Origin of the sequence: Clostridium moniliforme, assembly GCF_017873235.1 — a bacterium.
In the GTDB taxonomy this organism is placed as follows: domain Bacteria; phylum Bacillota; class Clostridia; order Clostridiales; family Clostridiaceae; genus Clostridium; species Clostridium moniliforme.
Map to the genome: position 1 here is coordinate 1 of NZ_JAGGJZ010000005.1, position 18,986 is coordinate 18,986.

Genomic DNA, 18,986 nt, shown 5'->3' on the forward strand with positions numbered 1-18,986 from the left:
GAGAGATGGTCGAGTTGGTTTAAGGCACCGGTCTTGAAAACCGGCGTACCTTTGCGGGTACCCAGGGTTCGAATCCCTGTCTCTCCGCCATATATTAAACCTGTTCTTATGAACAGGTTTTTTAATATTTATTTATAAATTTATAATAACTAAAAAAATTTAAAAAAGGTGTTGACAGCAAAATATGTTGTTGTTATAATAATAAATGTCTTTGATACGGAGAGATGGTCGAGTTGGTTTAAGGCACCGGTCTTGAAAACCGGCGTACCTTTGCGGGTACCCAGGGTTCGAATCCCTGTCTCTCCGCCATATATATTTTAAATATAGAGGGCACATGGAGAATTACTCAAGTGGCTGAAGAGGCGCCCCTGCTAAGGGCGTAGGTCGGGCAACTGGCGCCCGGGTTCAAATCCCGGATTCTCCGCCATAAGCATCTAACATTAGTTAGGTGCTTTTTTGTTATTTAAAAAAGTATAAGTGTTATAAAAACAATAGTATTTAGGATATAATTAAAATATATAATTTAAAAATTAGGAGTTAGTTATGGGAATTAGATTTATTTATGGGAGAGCAGGAAGTGGAAAAAGCAGATTTTGTTTGGAACAAATTAAAAAGAAATTAGATGATAAAAAACAAAATAAATTAATACTTATAGTTCCAGAACAATATACATTTCAAACAGAAAAAAAGCTTTTAGATATAGTAGGAGAAAAAGCATTACTAAGAACTGAAGTTTTAAGTTTTAAAACAATGGCTCATAGAGTTTTTGAAGAGTGTGGAGGTAGAGTTCACCAAAGTATGAAGGATGAAGGTAAGAGTATGCTTATTTATAAATTACTTCAAGAAAAAGGTGATACTTTAGAATATTTTAATAAAATTTCAAGAGAGCAAGGTTTTATTGAAATAGTATCTAAAACTCTAACTGAATTTAAAAAGTATAAAGTTTCTAAAGAGGAATTATTAGATGCTTTAGAAAAAATAGAAGATGAAGAATTAAAGGAAAAGCTTAATGATTTAGCAGATATTTATAGTGAATATAACAAAAGAATTGAAAGCAATGTTATAGATAGTGATGATGAACTTACAATACTCGCTAAAAAACTTAAAAACTGCTGTATTTATGATGATGCAGAAATTTGGATTGATGAATTTACAACCTTTACTCCTCAACAACTTGATGTAATTTGTGAATTAGCTTTTCATGCAAGTAAAATTAATATAACTCTTTGTATGGATGAATTAGGGCATGGAAAGGAATCAGAAGTTACAGATATTTTTAATGCACTAAAGAATACTGAATATAGAATAGTTAAACTTATGGAAGAAAATAATATTTCTTATTTAGAGCCTATAAATTTAAATAAGGAGTATCCATATAGATTTAAAGACAGTGAGGAACTAAAGCATATTGAGAAACATTTCTTTACTTATCCTTTTAAAATATATAAAGGACCTAATAAAGATGTAAGACTTTATAAGGCTAATAATAGTTATGATGAAATAGATATGATAGCTAAAGATATAGTAAGACTAGTTAGAGATAAAGGTTATAGGTATAAAGATATAGCAGTGGTTTGTAGAGATATAGATTCTTATGAAAAAATAACTTCTGTTATATTCAAGCAATATGATATTCCATATTTTTTAGATAAGAAAATAGAAGTTTTAAGTAATCCATTAGTAATATTAATAATGTCAGCTTTTGAAATACTTATACAAAATTGGTCTTATGAGAGTGTTTTTAAGTATTTAAAAAGTGGACTTGTAAAAATTGAAAGAGAATATGTTGATATTTTAGAAAATTATATATTAGCTAATGGATTAAAGGGATATAGATGGACAACAGAGGAAGTTAATGATGGATATTTTGAAAGTGAGGATGTTTATAGTAATGCTGATGAACTTATAATAAAGGAAATAATGGAGGATGTAAGAGCTCCAATTATGAGGTTCCACAAAAAGATAAAAGGAAATAAGTCAGTTAGAATTATATGCTCAGCTATATATGAATTATTAATTGATTTAGATGTATTTAATAGAATAGATGAATGGATTGAAGGCTTTAAAGAAGAAGGATTAGAGGATAAAGTTAAGGAATATGAGCAAGTTCCATCAATGGTTATGGAAATATTAGATCAGGCTGTTGATGTAATTGGAAATGATAAATTAGCTCCTAAGGAATTTTATAAAGTTTTAAATGCTGGATTTGAAATTAAAGAAATAGGAGTTATTCCAGTTGCTTTAGATCAGGTTAATATAGGAGATATTGCAAGGGTTAAAGGAAGAGAAGTTAAAGCTTTATATATTGTTGGAGTTAATGATGGAGTATTACCATCAGTAACTAAAGAAGAGGGGATATTATCAGATGCAGATAGGGATATATTAAAGGAAAGAGGAATAGAACTTGCTGCAACAACAAGGACTAGAGCCTTTGAGGAACAATATATGGTTTATACAGCCTTAACTATTCCAAGTAAATATTTAATGATTACTTACCCTATGGCAGATTTTGAAGGGAAATCCCTTAGACCATCAATTATAATACCTAGAATTAAAAGAGTTTTAAGTAACTTAAAAGAAGAAAGTGACATATTTAATTATCCACAAAAGTATGATAGCTTTAATAAAGTTACAACTCCTATACCAACCTTTAATGAACTTATATTAGCCCTTAGAAAACAGGCTGATAGGGAAGATATTGATGATTATTGGAGAGAAGTATTTAGTTGGTATATGAAGCATAAAGATTTTGAAGATAAAACTAATATAATTTTTAAGGGAATTAATTATTCAAATATTGGAGAAGAAATTTCTAGAGAAAAGATTAAAGAGCTTTATCAGAATGAAAATGGTAATTTAAGATTTAATGTTTCAAGGCTTGAAAAATATGCAGCTTGTCCATTTTCTTATTTTATTCAGTATGGACTTAAAGCTAAGGATAGAAAAATATATGAGTTTTCAGCACCGGATTTAGGTTCATTTATGCATGATATATTAGATAAGTTTACTAATAAAGTTAAAGATGAAAAAATATCATGGTCAGAACTTACAGGTGAAAAATGCAGGAATATTGTTTCAAATCTTATTGATGTAAAACTTAAAGAGGAAACTAATTCAATATTAAATAGCACAAAAAAATATAAATATTTTACTGATAGATTTAAAAGGGTAATTTCAAAATCTGTTTCTGTTATTTCAGAGCAAATGAAAAGAGGAGATTTTGAAGTATTTAGAAATGAGTTTGAGTTTGGGAATATGGATGGTGGAGAGCCTATAAAGCTTGATTTACCTACTGGAGAAAGAGTTTATTTAACAGGTAGAATTGATAGAATAGATACTCTTAATATGGATGGAAACACTTATCTTAGAGTTATTGATTACAAATCAGGTGCTAAGAAATTTGATTTAACAGAAGCTTATTATGGTATACAAATTCAGCTTTTAGTTTATTTAGATGCCTTTCTTAGAAATTCAGAGTACATTTTAAATACAGGGGCAGTACCTGGTGCAATTTTATATTTTAGAATAGATGATCCAATAATAAAGAGTACTAAAGAATTAGATGATGAAGAAATTCAAAAGCAAATACTAGATAAACTTAAAATGAATGGACTTCTTTTAAAGGATGCTAAAGTTGTTAGGGCTATGGACAATACTATGGAAACATATTCTCTTATAATTCCAGCAAGCTTTAAGAAAGATGGAGATTTTTCATCTAGAAGTTCAGTTGCAACAGAAGAGCAGTTTGAAATTTTAAGGGAATATGTAAATATGAAGATGGTAGAAATTTGTACTGATATGTTAAGTGGAAAAATTAAAATTGAACCTACTAAAAATAATCAAAGGGCATACTGCGAGTATTGCGATTATTCAGCTATATGTCAGTTTGATACTAGTATAAAGGATAATAGATATAAATTAGTAATTAAAAAAAGTGATGATGATATATGGAATAAGATTGAAAATAAAGTTAAAGGAGAGGAGGAAGAAAAGTAATGGGAGAAACTAAATGGACGAAGGAACAACTTGAAGCAATTAATACTAGAAATAGTAATCTTTTAGTGGCAGCAGCTGCTGGTTCAGGTAAAACAGCAGTTTTAGTTGAAAGAATAATAAAAATTGTAACTAATACAGAAAATCCAGTTGATATAGATAAACTTTTAGTTGTAACTTTTACAAGTGCAGCAGCGGCTGAGATGAGAGAGAGAATAGCAGCTGCAATTACAAAAGAACTTGAAAAAAATCCGAATTCTAAGGTACTTCAAAAACAATTAACACTTTTAAGTAGGGCAAATATAACAACAATGCACTCCTTTTGTTTGGATGTTATAAAAAATAATTTTCATACAATAGATTTGGACCCAGCCTTTAGAATTGGTGATGAAACTGAAGGAACTTTACTAAAAAGTGAGATTATAGATGAGCTTTTTGAAGATTTATATGAAAAGGATGATAAAGAATTTTTTGATTTAGTTGAAGCTTATTCTGGAAGTAGAGATGATGAAAAATTAAAAGATATTATATTAAGTCTTTATAGATTTTCAATGAGCGGACCTTGGCCAGAAAAATGGCTTAAAGAAAAGGCTGAAGAATTTAATATTAATTCATTAGATGAACTTAATAAAACAGTTTGGGTTAAGGTTTTAAAAGATGATATAAGTATGGAAGTAGATAGCTTTATTAATATGTATCATAAGGCTATAGATGTAATACAAGAAATAGAAGGAATTGAATCTTATTTAGATGTTTTTAATGATGAATTGTCTAGTCTTATTAATTTAAGGGAAGGATTAGATGAAGGCTTAGAAGAAATTTATGAAGGACTTTCAAAAATAAGTTTTGGAAGACTTAAATCTATAAGAAAAAACAATGTAAGTGATCCAGATTCACAAGATTTAGTTAAGGGAATAAGGGATCAGGTTAAAAAGAAAATAGTAAAGCTTAAAGATGATGTATTTGCGATGACACCAGAAGAATCATTAGATGGAATAAGAGGGGCATATCCTTTTATGAAAAAACTTTCTGAAATTACATTAGAGTTTTATAAAAGGTTTAGTGATAGAAAAAAAGAAAAGAATATGCTAGATTTTAATGATTTAGAGCATTTTTGTTTAAAAATTCTTATAAGTGAAGATGAAAATGGTGAGATAGTTCCATCAAAGGTAACAGAAAAGTTTAGAGAATTTTTTGATGAAGTATTAGTTGATGAATATCAGGATTCTAATAATGTTCAAGAGGCTATTATAAACCTTGTTTCTAGAAAGGATACAGAAAACCCTAATGTATTTATGGTTGGAGATGTTAAGCAAAGTATTTATAGATTTAGACAGGCAAAACCTGAATTATTTTTAGAAAAGTATAATACCTATTCAAAGGAAGAGGGAAAACCTAATAGAGTTATACAGCTTTATAAAAATTTTAGAAGTAGAGAAGAAGTTATAAATGGTGTTAATTTTATATTTAAGGAAGTTATGTCAAACAGTGTTGGAGAACTTGAATATACAGAGGATGAAGCTTTAAACTTAGGAGCAAATTTTAAAGAGTTAGATGAAGAAGGCTGTTATAAGGGTGGAAAAGTAGAACTTCATATATTAGATAAAAATGATTTAAAAGTAGATGAAGATTTAGAAGATGATGAGGATATAGATTCAATAAATTTAGAGGCAAGGGTTGTGGCAAAGAGAATAGTAACTCTTATGTCACAGGCAAATGAAAAGAATTTTAGAGTTTTAGATAAGGAAACAGGCGAGTATAGATCTCTTAAATATAAAGATATAGTAATACTTTTAAGGGCAACTAAAAATTGGTCAGAAATATTTTTAGATGAACTTGGTTTAGAGGGTATTCCTGTTTATGCAGATACAGGTTCTGGTTATTTTGAATCAATAGAAATAAGAACTATTATGTCTTTATTAAAAATAATAGATAATCCACTTCAAGATGTGCCTATGATAGCTGTATTAAGATCACCTTTTATGGGATTTACATCAGAGGAACTTGGAGATATTAGGATAGTAAATAAAGATAAATATTTTTATGAAAATATTATTTCAATTACTAAGGGTGAAACAAATGTTTCAGATAAACTTAAAAATAAATGTGAAAGAGTAGTTAGTAGTATTAACAAATGGAGAGATAAGTCAGTATATATGCCAATAGATGAATTTATTTGGTATTTATATATGGATACAGCTTACTATGGTTATGTTGGAGCTATGCCAAATGGAGTTTTAAGACAGGCAAATTTAAAAATACTTTTCCAAAGAGCAAGACAATATGAAAAAACAAGTTTTAAAGGACTATTTAATTTTATAAATTTTATAAATAAACTTAGAAAGTCATCAGGGGATATGGGAAGTGCAAAGATACTTGGAGAAAATGAAGATGTTGTTAGAATTATGAGTATCCATAAAAGTAAGGGATTAGAGTTCCCAGTTGTATTTTTAGCTGGAGCTGGAAAGCAATTTAATTTAATGGATTTAAATAATCAAATTCTTTATCATGATGATTTAGGATTTGGACCTGATTATGTAAATTTAAATAAGAGAATTAGTTATAGTACTTTACCTAAGGAAGCTATTAAGAAAAAGATAAGATTAGAAACTCTTTCAGAAGAAATGAGAATATTATATGTTGCCTTTACTAGAGCTAAAGAAAAACTTATTATTACAGGTTCTGTTCGAGATATAGATAAAACTGTGGAAAAGTGGGCTCAATCTGCAAGTATTGAAAAAGAAAAAATATCACCATCAGAAGTTTTAAAGGGAAAATCTTATTTAGATTGGATTGGAATGGCTTTATGTCAGCATAAAGACGGGGAAGTTTTAAGAAATAGAATAGGTGTTAATAATAATATTGCAAAAGAGAACTTATCCACATGGAATATAAATTTATGGGATAGAAATGATTTAATTGTGGAAAAAAATTTAGAGGCTGTGGATGAAATTTTAGATAATGAAGAATTGTTTATAAATTCTAAAGTAGAAACTGTGGATAAAGAAATTGAAAGAAGACTTGGATATAAATATAAATTTAAGGAATCTACAACTCTTAAAAGTAACTTTTCAGTATCTGATTTAAAGAAAGCTAATTATAATGAGGAAGAAGATTATAATGGTGAAAGTTTATTTAAAGAGGATATAGTAATTAAACCAAGATTCCTTCAAGAAGAAAAAGGATTATCAGGAGCAGAAAGAGGAACGGCAGTTCACTTTGTTATGCAAAAGATTGATTACGATAGAGTAAATTCTTTAAATGAAATAAAAGAACAACTTGAAGAAATGGTTCAAAATGAACTTTTAACTTCAGAAGAATTTAAGGCTGTTAATCCATTTAAGATATTTAATTTCTTTAAGAGTGATTTAGGAAAGAGAATACTTAAGGTATATAATGATGGTGGTATGGTTAGAAGAGAATTACCATTTTACACTAATATAAGTGCGAAGGAAGTAAATAAGGATTTAGACAATAGTTCAGTTAATGAAGAGGTTAGACTTCAAGGAGTAATAGACCTTTTCTTTGAAGAAAATGGCGAGATTATTCTTGTTGATTATAAAACAGATTATGTTGTAGATAATATAGAAGAAGAGATGAAGAAGAAATATAAGATACAACTTGATTATTATGAAGATGCATTAAAGAAAATTACAAATAAAAAGGTAGCTAGTAGATATTTATACTTATTTTATCCTGAAATTGAAATGAAAATTTAATATAATGATTTATAAAATACTGTTAAAAGTATGATATTATAAAAAGTATATGAAGGTTATGAAAGTTTTCAGGAGGAAAAGTAGTGAATAAAATATTTGAATTATATGATAAGTTTAAAGAACAAATATTATATATAGTTTTTGGTGTATTGACAACAGCAATAAATATTGTAAGCTTTTTTATTTGCACTAGAGCCTTTGGATTAGGAGTTATGACAAGTAATATAATAGCCTGGATTACATCCGTGCTATTTGCTTTTGTAACTAATAAAATATATGTTTTTAATAGTAGAAATTATAGTATTAAGTTTGTACTTAAAGAATTATTTGATTTTACTGTTTCAAGGGGAGCTACTGGTGCTTTAGATATGGGGCTTATGTACTTATTTATATCAGTAATTCATATGGAAGATATGATTAGTAAAATAATAATAAACATAATTGTTATTATTTTAAATTATGTATTAAGTAAATTGTATGTATTTAGAAAGAGAGATTAGTTTTAATCTCTCTTTTTTATATATTCTTTAGCTTCCATTAGTAAATATTCTTTATTATTTAACTTAGGATTTTCTAAGACTAACTTAAAAAGATGGTTTAAGGTATCACCTATAATTTTTCCGGGTTTTATTGATAAATTATTTATTAAATCACTTCCATCTATTGAAAGATCTTTAACTGATAGAGGCTCCTTTGAATTTATAATTTTATTTGCCTTATCTTTCATAATATTAAGCTTATTTAAAGGATCGATAGAATCCTTTAAAGATTTAATATCAGCCTCTTGAAGAGAAAGTAATAAATTAATATTTTCTAGGGAAACCCTGTTTATAAGTCTTTTAATTGCAGCATCACTTGGATTATCTAAAACATTCATATGTTCTTTAATAAGTAAAGAAACATTTTTTATAGTTTTATTATCAAAACGCAATCTTTTAAGTATTTTTTTTGTTATATCAGAGCTAACATTATTGTGACCAAAGAATCTTCCATTACCTTTTTCATCAAGGAAGAAACATTCTGGTTTTCCTATATCGTGAAATAACGCTGCTAACCTTAATGTTAAATCTTTAGGTGTATTTTCTAATACTGATAAACTATGATTAAATACGTCTTCGTGATGATATTTGTTTCTTTGATTAAAATCTATTGAAGGAGTAAGTTCAGGAATTATTATATCTAAAATTCCACATTCTTTTAATAAAAGAAAGCCCTTCTTAGGGTTATCTGATAATAATATTTTTGATAATTCATCTCTTATACGTTCTAAACTTATATTTTTAATTAGAGATTTATTTCTTATTATTGCATTTAGGGTTTTTTCCTCAATAGAAAAACCTAATTGTGAAGAAAATCTAATTGCACGTAACATTCTAAGGGCATCTTCATTAAATCTTTTATTACTATCTCCTACAGTTCTTATAATTTTATTTTTAAGATCCTCTATTCCATTAAAATAATCCTTAAGTCCTTTTTTGTCATTATAAGCAAAAGCATTTATAGTGAAATCCCTTCTTGAAAGATCATCTTTAATATCTTTAACAAAGGAAACTTCTTCTGGATGCCTATTATCTTTATAGGTTCCTTCTGTTCTATAAGTTGTAACCTCAAAAGGTTCATTATTTATAAGAACAGTTATAGTTCCATGTTTAATACCAGTTGGTATTGTTTTTTCAAATAAGGATTCAGTTATTGATGGAGGAGCAGATGTTGCAATATCGTAATCTTTAGGTTTTTTTGAAAGTAAAGAATCACGTATACATCCACCAACCATGTAGGCTTCATATCCATTATTATAAAATGTTTCTATTATAAATTTAACTGGAACTGGTATATTTATTTTCATAGAATACTCCTTGTAAAATTAAAATATCTTATCTACTATTTTAATAGATAAGATATTTTAAATAAACATTATAATTATTTTATTATAATTTTAGAACCTTTAGGTAATGTATCATAAAGCCATTTTGAATCTTCTAATGATAACCTAATACAACCATGAGATGCAGGAGTTCCTAAAGTTGTATCTAAAACAGTTTTTTGATCTTTATCATAGGGAACTGAATGGAATAAATAATCTCCATCAAATTGTACCCAATACTTTCCACCTTGTTTAAACTTCTCTGAAAAAAACCATGTATCTCTGTTTTGAACAGTATAAACTCCTGATGGAGTTTCTTTATCTTTAACTCCAGTTGAGCATTTCATAGATTTCTTTAGTGCCCATTTATTTTTAGATCCAGTATATACATTAGTATTTTGAGATGCTGTATCTACGTATACTAAATAGTCAGTTAAACTTTCAATATCTAGTGTATTTATGTTTGAAACATTTATAGCACTTACAATTTGAGAAGATGTAGCTACTGAAGAATTTTTATTATTTGCTAAATATGTATCTTTAGCTGATTTTAATTCTTCAATTTTTTGAAGGAGTTCTTTATCGTTAGATAATATATTAAGTTTATTTTCTATTAAGTTGATTGCAGCTGTAAAATATTCTTTTTCTTTATATTCATTTACTTGTTTTAATAGGTCTTCCTTAATTTTTGTTTTACACTTAGATATATAATCTAATGATATTTTATAATCAGAATCTGTGTTTTCTATTTTATTTAATATGTTTATTGCATCTTCAAATTTACCTTCATTAAATAATGATACTCCTTTTGATAAATTTGAATCACTATTTGTATTAACAGGTGCTACATTATCTTTAGTTAAAACATCATATTTTTTTATTTCATTAATGATAGTAATAGCATCATTTGAGCTTATTTCATTTAAACTATTTAACTTACTTTCAAAGTACTTTGATAAATCATTTTTCAGCATAAATGTTTTAAATATGTTAGAGTTTTCATTAAAAATGATATGATTATTTGCTGTTATATACTCATTTGAATTAAAGTAATCCTTAAAAGTATTAATAAAAGAGTTATACATAAAGGCTTGATATGCTAAAATACTCCCTATAATTAAAGTTATAAATGAGAAAATAAGTCCTAATTTTTTAAAATTGATTTTATCTTTAAGTTTAAAATTACTTTTTAATTTGTTAGATTCACTAGAGTTTTTATCTTTATTTTTTATATTTAACAATATAATTCCTCCTAAAATAATAGTATATTTTAATATTGACCATATTTTGGAATAATAAACACAAAATATTTAATAATATAGATTAGTATGTTACTATAATTAAAGAGGATTTAGGAGAGAATAAATACATAAGGATTTTAAAGGAGTAAAAAAGTGAAGAAAAATAAGCAAGATAATTTTTTTATTAAACTAAAAAATAATATATATAATATAAAGACATTTTCTGAATATGTGAAAGATGGAATTGGGAAAGCTATATTATATGCATTTATACTAAGTCTTATAATTGGAGGAATACAAGGTATTTCTATGGGATTTAGAGCAAAGAATTCTATAGAGAAAAATATAAGCGAATTTAATAATCCAAAATATGATTTTACAATAAAAGATGGAGTATTAAATATGAAAAATAGTCCTATAAAGATTAATGAAAATAATGGTGTTTTTTATTTGGATAGTAAAAAGGACTTAAAAGACTCTGAATCTCTAAAGGATATATATGTTCATGAAAATATGTATGTTTTATTTCTTAAGGATGGGATTAAGATTGGACAGGGAGCTAATCTAAATAAACAAGTATCTTATAATGATTTATTTTCTGGAACAATTGATAATAAAACTATAATTAATGACATGAAGTATTTAGCAATTATAATAGTTCCAGTTCTAATAATAGTTACAATAATACAATATTTTATTTCATTTTTACTAAATTGCTTACTTGTAACTGCATTCTCAATTATAATTGGAATGATAATGGGATTAAGAATTAAATCTAAAGCTTTATATTCTTTATCAATTTATGCAGCAACACTTCCAAGTATATTATTATTACCTTTTTCAATAATAAGACCAAGTGTATATTTTGATAATGCATTTATAGCTGGAGCAACTATATATGTTATTTTCATATTAAGATATATAAAGAAGGATCTTTTAGATAACATAAAAAGAATATAATATTAATTTAAAAAATATATATAAAAGCAAAGGAATAAACTATTTATAATGATTATTCTTTTGCTTTTTTTATATTTTAAAATATCACTTTTGATATAATAAAGTTATATTTAATGTGGTAGGAGGGGTAATATGAAAATTATTCACACAAGTGACTGGCATATTGGAAAGATAGTAAATGAATATTCTATGATAGAGGATCAGAAATATATATTAAATAAATTAATGGATTTAATTGATGAAGAAAAACCTGATGCACTTATAATTGCAGGAGATATGTATGATAGATCAATTCCACCTGTTGAAGGGGTAGAATTACTTAATGAAGTTTTAAGTAAATTTATTACAGAAAAGGGCATAAAGGTACTAGCTATATCAGGTAATCATGATAGTGGTGAAAGGGTATCTTTTGGAGAAGAAATATTAGAAAAACAAGGGTTATATATTTCAGGAAGAGATTTAGAATTGTATAAGAAGGTAGTTATTAAAGATGGAGATAGTAATGTTAATTTTTATTTAGTGCCATATAAAGATCCTTCTGTAGTTAAGAAAATTTTAGATAATAAAGAGATAAGAAATCATAATGACGCAATGAAAAGTATAATAAATCTTATAAAAGAAAAAATGAATAAGAAAGAGAGAAATATATTAATTGCCCATGGATATGTAACAATGTATAGAGATGAAGCAAAGGAAAATGAAACTAATAAATATGAAGCAGCACATCTTCAAACAAGTGAATCAGAAAGACCACTTTCTATTGGTGGGACAGACCTTATAGATTGTAATATATTTAATGATTTTGATTATGTAGCTTTAGGACATTTACATGGTAGGCAGAAAATAGGAAGAGAAGAAGTTAGATATTCAGGTTCTTTACTTAAATATTCTTTTTCAGAAATAAATCAAAAGAAAGGTGTTACAATTTTTGAAATAGATGAAAATAAGAATGTAAAAATTAATTTAAAAGAAATTAAGCCTTTAAGGGATTTAAGAATTATAAAAGGAAAAATTGATGATTTAATAGAAGAAGGAAGAAATTTAAAAGAAGGAAAAGATGATTATATACAAGCAGTATTATTAGATGAAGGTGAGCTTCTAAATCCAATTGAAAAGTTAAGGGCAGTATATAAAAATGTTATGCTTATAACTAGAGAAAATAAAAGAAGTTATGATGAAAACAATACTTCAGCTAAAAAAGGATATAAGAGTAAAACGGAAAAAGAACTATTTAAAGAATTTTATGAAGCTTTAGGAAATGGTGAATTTACTGAAGCTAAAGATGAAGTTATAAATAAAATTATAAATGAAGTATTAAAAAAGGAGGTATAACTTATGAGACCTATTAAATTGACAATATCAGCATTTGGTCCTTATGCAGAGAAGCAAATATTAGATTTTAGAGAATTAAATGGAAGAAATATATTTGTTATAACAGGGGCAACAGGTTCTGGAAAAACAACAATATTTGATGCAATAAGTTATGCTTTATATGGAGAGGCAAGTGGAGAGTTTAGAGATAATGATTCTTTAAGAAGTCATTTTGCAGATGATGATACTGAAACTTATGTAGAATTAGAGTTTGAACTTAGAGGAGAAGTTTATAAAATTCTAAGAAGCCCAAAGCAGATGAGAAAGAAAACTAGGGGAGAAGGATATACAGAAAAGGAAGCAGAAGCTGAACTTATACTTCCAAATGGAAAGGTAATTACAAAGGTTAATAATGTTACTAAGAAAATAACTGAAGTTTTAGGAATTACAAAGGAGCAGTTTAAGCAGATAGTAATGCTTCCTCAAGGAGAGTTTAAAAAATTGCTTCTTGCAAGTTCAGTTGAACGTGAAAGTATATTTAGAAAAATATTTAACACATATAATTTTGAAAGAATTCAATTAGAGCTTAAAGATAAGGCTGTTAAATTAAGTAAGGAAAGAAATTTATGCAAAGATAAGATGAAAACTTACTTAGAAAATATAAAAGGTAATCACAATATTTCAATTGGAGATTATATAGATTTTGATGCTGTTATAGAAGGGCTTAAAGAATTAATAAATGAGGAAAAAATAGAATATAAAAATAGTGAAAAAGAGTTATCTAGTATACAGGAATTACTTCAAAATAAGAATAAAGAGAAGTTAATTGGAGAGCAAAATAACAAATTAATAGAAGAAAAAAGGATAGCAAAAAAATCTTTAGAGGAATTATTACTTAAAAGAGATATTTTTATAGAAAATAAAAAAATTGTTGATAAAGGTAAGAAGGCAAAAGAAGTTAATTATATTGAAGAGGGCTATATTCAAAGTAAAGATAGACTAGAAAAAAGAGAGAAATATAATGAAGTAGCAACTAAAAATATTGAAAAGATAGAAAAAGAATTAAAAAAGTTAGAAGTTTTAGTAAAGTCAGAAGAAGATAATGAGGGTTATAGAACTAAACTAACAGAAGAAATAGGAATTTTAAAGGGATTGGAACCTAAAATTAAAGATTTTGAAAATAATAAAAAGTTACTAATATCTTTAGATAGTAGTATTAAATGTATAAAAGTTAAGATAGATAATAATGATAAAAAAATTAAAGAATTAAAAAAGGATAAGGAAGTTAATGAGAAAGTTCTAAAGGATATTAATGACCTTTCAATAAAGAGTATTAATTTAAAAACAGAAATAGAAAAGAAAAATACATTAATTGAAGACATAAGAAAAGTTTTTAAATGTATTGATAAATATGAAAAAGTATTAAAAGAGCATAGTTCTTTAGAAAAGAAATATGGTGAATTTGAAAAAATTTATAAAGGTGTAAAATCAGAATATGAAAATATGGAGGAGATATATAGAAAGGAACAGGCTGGTATATTAGCAAAAACATTAAAAAAAGGAAGTCCATGTCCTGTTTGTGGATCATTAGATCATCCTAATCCTGCCATAAATAATAATTTAAAAGTTCCAACAGAAGAAGAACTTAAAATTAAAAGAGAAGAATTTAAAAAGTTAGATTTAGAAAATAATGAAAAGATTATAGAACTTACTAAGGTAAATTCAAATAAGAATAATTATATTTTAAATGTAAATGATGCTTTAAGTAAAATATCAAAGATTATAGATATTGAAGATAAATATAATAAAGATAGTTATGAAATAGTAAAAGAAAAAGGAATATCATTAAAAGATGATATAGACAACTTAAATAAAGAACTTAAAAGCATAAATAATAAAATTAATAAAAAAGAAATTATAGAAAAAACATTGCAAAATATAGAAAATGAAATAAAGGATACTGAAAAATTAATAGAAGAATTAAATAAAGAAGACAAAGAAATATTTGCTAAGTTAGAAAGTGCTAATACTTCAATAAGAAACTTAAAAAAAGAAATTCCAGAAGAAGTAGAAACAATAGAAGTATTAACTAAGTTAATAAAATTAAAAGAATTAAATTTAGAGGAAAGTAAAAAGAAATTAGCAATTGCCATTAATAATAGAGATAATTGCATAAAGGTCTTTGAGGGAGAAAAGTCAACAATTAAAGAAATTTCTAAAAATATTGAAGAAATAAAAGAAGAGATAAAGTTAAATAAAGAAAAATTCCATAATACTTTAAGAAATGAAGGTTTTATATCTTTAGAAGAATATATTTCTTGTAAAAAATATATTGTAGATTTAGAGAAATTAAGCAATGAAATAGAAGAATATAAAAAGCAAGTGGAACTTTTAAATGAAAAGGTAAAAGACTTAACAGAGAAATGTAAGGATATTAAAATATTAGAAATAGAAAAAATAAATGAGGTTATAAAAAATTTAACAGTAGATAAAACTGAAAAAGAAAGTAAAGTTCGTGAGGAATACTCAATCCTTCAAAATAATATGAATGTTTTAAAGAAGGTTAAGGAATTAAATATTAAGTTTAGAGAAAAGGAAGAGGAATATAAGGTAATAGGAGAACTTTCAGAACTTGCTAATGGTAAAAAGGGCCCTTATATATCCTTTGAAAGATATGTTTTAGCTTCTTATTTCCAAGATATAATAGATGCGGCAAATTTAAGACTTGAAAAGATGACTGGAGATAGGTTTATATTAAAGAGAAAAACAAGTAAAAGTAAAGGTGCAGGTCAAAAGGGACTTGAACTTGAAATTTTTGATAACTACACAGCAAGTTCAAGAGATGTTAGTTCATTATCTGGAGGAGAAAGTTTTAAGGCTTCTTTATCCCTTGCACTTGGACTTTCAGATGTAGTGCAATCAAGTAGTGGTGGGGTATCCTTAGAAACAATGTTTGTTGATGAAGGCTTTGGAACGTTAGATCCCCAATCTCTTGATAGTGCAATAGATAGCCTTCTTGATTTACAAAGAGGTGGCAGATTAGTTGGGATAATATCTCATGTTGAGGAACTTAAAGAAAGATTAGATGCAAAGCTTGAAGTTAGTGCCACTCAAAATGGAAGTCGTGCAAAGTTTAATGTTCTATAAAGAATATATTATAAAAATCCTCTACTTTTTTGTAGAGGATTTTTTATGTTATTTTGATTGTTTTTTACTTTCACCATAAGCTTCAAGGTCATATAAAACTTCAAAAAATCCTTGAGGATGTTGACAAGCTGGACAAATTTTAGGAGCTTCATTTCCTTCATAAATATAGCCACAGTTTCTACATTTCCAGTATTCTGTAGTATTACGCTTAAATAAAAGATCATCCTTTAAGTTCGCATAGAAATCTAAATAACGTTGTTCATGGTGTTTTTCTATTTCAAGTATTTTCTTGAAGGCGTGACTAACTTCAGGATATCCTTCTTCTTCTGCAACTTTTGCAAATTCAGGATAAGCTGTGCCCCATTCTTCTCTCTCTCCTTCAGCTCCGTACATTAGATTATCAAGTGTTGTGCCAAATCCTATAGGATAGTCTGTATCAACATGAATTTGAGCACTATCTCCTAAGCCTTTAATTAATAAATCATAAAAGACTTTTGCATGAGCTCTTTCGTTATCTGCAGTTTCTAAAAATATAGATTCAATTTGTTTATATCCTTCTTTAGCTGCAACCTTTGCAAAAAATGTATATCTATTTCTAGCTTGAGATTCTCCTGCAAAAGCTTTCGCTAAATTATGTGATGTTTTACTTCCTTTCAAACTTTTCATAATATAAAAACTCCTTTCCAATAGCTATATATATTATTAACCATTTGAAAGGAATTTATGTTTCTATTTAATATTTCTATCATTACCTTTAAAGAAAAGTGATAGTGTATTTGGGCCTGAATGACTTCCTATTGCAAGACCTATATAATTTATAATTATTTCAGTATTATATTTTTCTTTTATCATCTCTGCTAATTTGTTAGCATCATCTAAACAATCTCCATGAGATATGAATATAGTTTGATTATTTGGATCTAATACTTTTTCTTCAAACTTATTAAATAAAGCTTTAATTGATTTTTTTCTTCCTTTTACTTTATCAAAGTTTTGAAGGGTTCCATTATCAGGTACATAAAGAATTGGTTTAACTTGAAATAGAGTACCAATAGTAGCAACTGTAGGAGAAATCCTACCCCCACGTTTTAAATGGTTTAAATCATCAACTGTAAATAAATGATTTACTTTAAGTTTTGTATCTTCTAAATATTTAACAATTTCTTCCTTAGAAGCTCCTGATTCTTTAAGTTTACAAGCATCATAAACTAAAAGTCCAACTCCAAGAGATGCTGATTTAGTATCTATTATTGAAATATCAGCATTAGGATAATCTTCTAATATTTCTTCTTTAGCAATTAATGAACTATTATAGGTACCACTTAGTGCAGAAGAAAATGAGATATATATTATAGGAATATTTTCTTTTGCATATTTTTCAAAGGCCTTATAAAATCTAAAGCTGTTTATTTGTGATGTTGTCGGCATAGTACCTTTTCTTAAATCATCATAAAATTCAGAATAACTTAAAGATTTACCACAATCTTCAATATAGTCTTTATTATTAAAATTACAGATAAGTCCAATATAGTCTATAGAAAATTGTTTAATGATATTTTCTGGTAAATCACAACTAGAATCTGTCATTATAACAAAGTTATTCATATTTAACCCTCCTTTATAATAGGTTGATTTTTTATATATAATTATAAATATAAGCTATTAAATTATACCAATAAATTATAAATTTAATAACCTATATACAATAATTTTATTTTAAATAAATAAATAACTCAAATTAAATACAGAATACAAAAAAAATAGTTGTTAAATTTGGAAGATAATGTTAAAATTTAATTGTGTTATTTTGTGGGTTAAGGTAGGTAAGGGTATGATTGAAAGTCAAATTAAAAATAATGTAAACGAGTTATCTAAAGAGGATATGATTTTACTTATAGAACAATTAAAAAATAGACAAGAAATGCAAGAGAAGTTTATATTAGATATATATCATGATCTTAGGTCGCCATTAAATGTTATTATGAGTATTAATCAAATGTTAGAATTAATTAAAAATAATAATGATTTTTATAATAAAAAAGAAATAGAATATCTAAAAATGCTTAAAAGAAATAGTTATAAGATGTTAAAATTAATAGATAATTTAATGGATGTTACAAAATTAGAAAAAAATTATTTTGAAATAAATAAGAAAAATATAGAAATTGTTAGATTTGTTGAGGGGGTTATAGAATCTATTGATAAATATGCTAAGCAAAAAAATTTAACACTTATCTTTGATACAAATAAGGAAGAATGTGTAATAGCAATAGATCCTCAAGCGCTTGATAGAATTTGTATAAATTTAATTTCAAATGCTATAAAATTTTCAAATAATGAAAGCCACATATATGTGACGCTTATGATAGATAAAAATGTAGTTAAAATAAGCTTTATGGATAATGGAATTGGAATAAGTAAGGAAGACCAAAGAAATATATTTAATAGGTTTAATCAAGTTAATACAAATAGTGAATATAAAGGAAGTGGAATAGGATTAGATTTAGTTAAATCATTGGTTGAATTACATGGAGGAAGTATAAAGGTTGAAAGTGAGTTAGGACATGGATGTAATTTTACCGTTACATTACCTAATGAAAGAATTGAAATTGAAGAAGTTAGATTTGAAGAAGAAAGAAATAAAATTCAATTATTAGAAATAGAATTTTCGGATATATATTTATAAAATTTGATATACTAATAAAAGAAATATATTTTATTAGTATATCAATTTAGAATAGGTTTGCACTA

General features: G+C 26.3%; 11 protein-coding genes and 2 tRNA genes. 9 read left to right on the plus strand and 4 right to left on the minus strand.

Annotated elements, in window-relative coordinates:
- The first annotated feature begins 218 nt into the window (after positions 1–218).
- The 5 genes from J2Z53_RS08520 to J2Z53_RS08540 all read left to right on the plus strand — a co-directional run bounded on the left by J2Z53_RS08520 (position 219) and on the right by J2Z53_RS08540 (position 8,212).
- Positions 219–309: transfer RNA gene (locus J2Z53_RS08520), tRNA-Ser, on the plus strand.
- A gap of 27 nt (positions 310–336) precedes the next feature.
- A tRNA-Ser gene (locus tag J2Z53_RS08525) sits at positions 337–427 on the plus strand.
- A gap of 116 nt (positions 428–543) precedes the next feature.
- Positions 544–3,996 carry a helicase-exonuclease AddAB subunit AddB gene (gene addB, locus J2Z53_RS08530; protein ID WP_209797072.1) on the plus strand — a complete coding sequence of 1,151 codons (3,453 nt, stop codon included), beginning with the start codon at positions 544–546 and terminating at the stop codon, positions 3,994–3,996.
- Positions 3,996–7,712, plus strand: coding sequence for a helicase-exonuclease AddAB subunit AddA (gene addA / locus J2Z53_RS08535; RefSeq protein ID WP_209797073.1), 3,717 nt, complete (start codon positions 3,996–3,998; stop codon positions 7,710–7,712). Before addB ends, addA begins: the two co-directional genes overlap by 1 nt.
- Positions 7,713–7,795: 83 nt before the next feature.
- Positions 7,796–8,212, plus strand: a complete 417-nt coding sequence (locus tag J2Z53_RS08540; protein WP_209797074.1) for a GtrA family protein — start codon at positions 7,796–7,798, stop codon at positions 8,210–8,212.
- A 2-nt stretch (positions 8,213–8,214) separates the two neighbouring features.
- On the opposite strand, the gene J2Z53_RS08545 is transcribed toward J2Z53_RS08540, so the two are convergent.
- Both J2Z53_RS08545 and J2Z53_RS08550 read right to left on the minus strand, forming a co-directional pair.
- Complete coding sequence (locus J2Z53_RS08545) at positions 8,215–9,558, minus strand: CCA tRNA nucleotidyltransferase (RefSeq protein WP_209797075.1); 1,344 nt, start codon at positions 9,556–9,558, stop codon at positions 8,215–8,217.
- Between the two features lie 74 nt (positions 9,559–9,632).
- Complete coding sequence (locus J2Z53_RS08550; protein ID WP_209797076.1) at positions 9,633–10,817, minus strand: L,D-transpeptidase; 1,185 nt, start codon at positions 10,815–10,817, stop codon at positions 9,633–9,635.
- A 153-nt stretch (positions 10,818–10,970) separates the two neighbouring features.
- Here J2Z53_RS08550 and J2Z53_RS08555 point away from each other — a divergent pair, with 153 nt between their 5' ends.
- From J2Z53_RS08555 to J2Z53_RS08565, 3 genes are all read left to right on the plus strand, one after another.
- Positions 10,971–11,777 (plus strand): DUF1189 domain-containing protein, encoded by an 807-nt coding sequence (locus tag J2Z53_RS08555; protein ID WP_209797077.1) that lies wholly within the window; start codon positions 10,971–10,973, stop codon positions 11,775–11,777.
- Positions 11,778–11,909: 132 nt separating this feature from the next.
- Positions 11,910–13,109, plus strand: coding sequence for an exonuclease SbcCD subunit D (locus J2Z53_RS08560; protein ID WP_209797078.1), 1,200 nt, complete (start codon positions 11,910–11,912; stop codon positions 13,107–13,109).
- 3 nt (positions 13,110–13,112) lie between these two features.
- Entirely contained in the window at positions 13,113–16,235 is a 3,123-nt protein-coding gene (locus tag J2Z53_RS08565) for an AAA family ATPase (protein ID WP_209797079.1), read from the plus strand.
- A 48-nt stretch (positions 16,236–16,283) separates the two neighbouring features.
- Here the strand turns inward: J2Z53_RS08565 and rbr are convergent, their stop codons facing one another.
- A complete protein-coding gene (gene rbr / locus J2Z53_RS08570) occupies positions 16,284–16,901 on the minus strand; it encodes a rubrerythrin (RefSeq protein ID WP_209797080.1) in 618 nt (205 codons plus the stop codon).
- 63 nt (positions 16,902–16,964) lie between these two features.
- Complete coding sequence (locus tag J2Z53_RS08575) at positions 16,965–17,840, minus strand: DegV family protein (RefSeq protein WP_209797081.1); 876 nt, start codon at positions 17,838–17,840, stop codon at positions 16,965–16,967.
- Between the two features lie 226 nt (positions 17,841–18,066).
- Between J2Z53_RS08575 and J2Z53_RS08580 the strand changes: the two genes are divergently transcribed.
- Positions 18,067–18,921 (plus strand): sensor histidine kinase, encoded by an 855-nt coding sequence (locus tag J2Z53_RS08580; RefSeq protein WP_234925816.1) that lies wholly within the window; start codon positions 18,067–18,069, stop codon positions 18,919–18,921.
- Positions 18,922–18,986 lie beyond the last annotated feature (65 nt).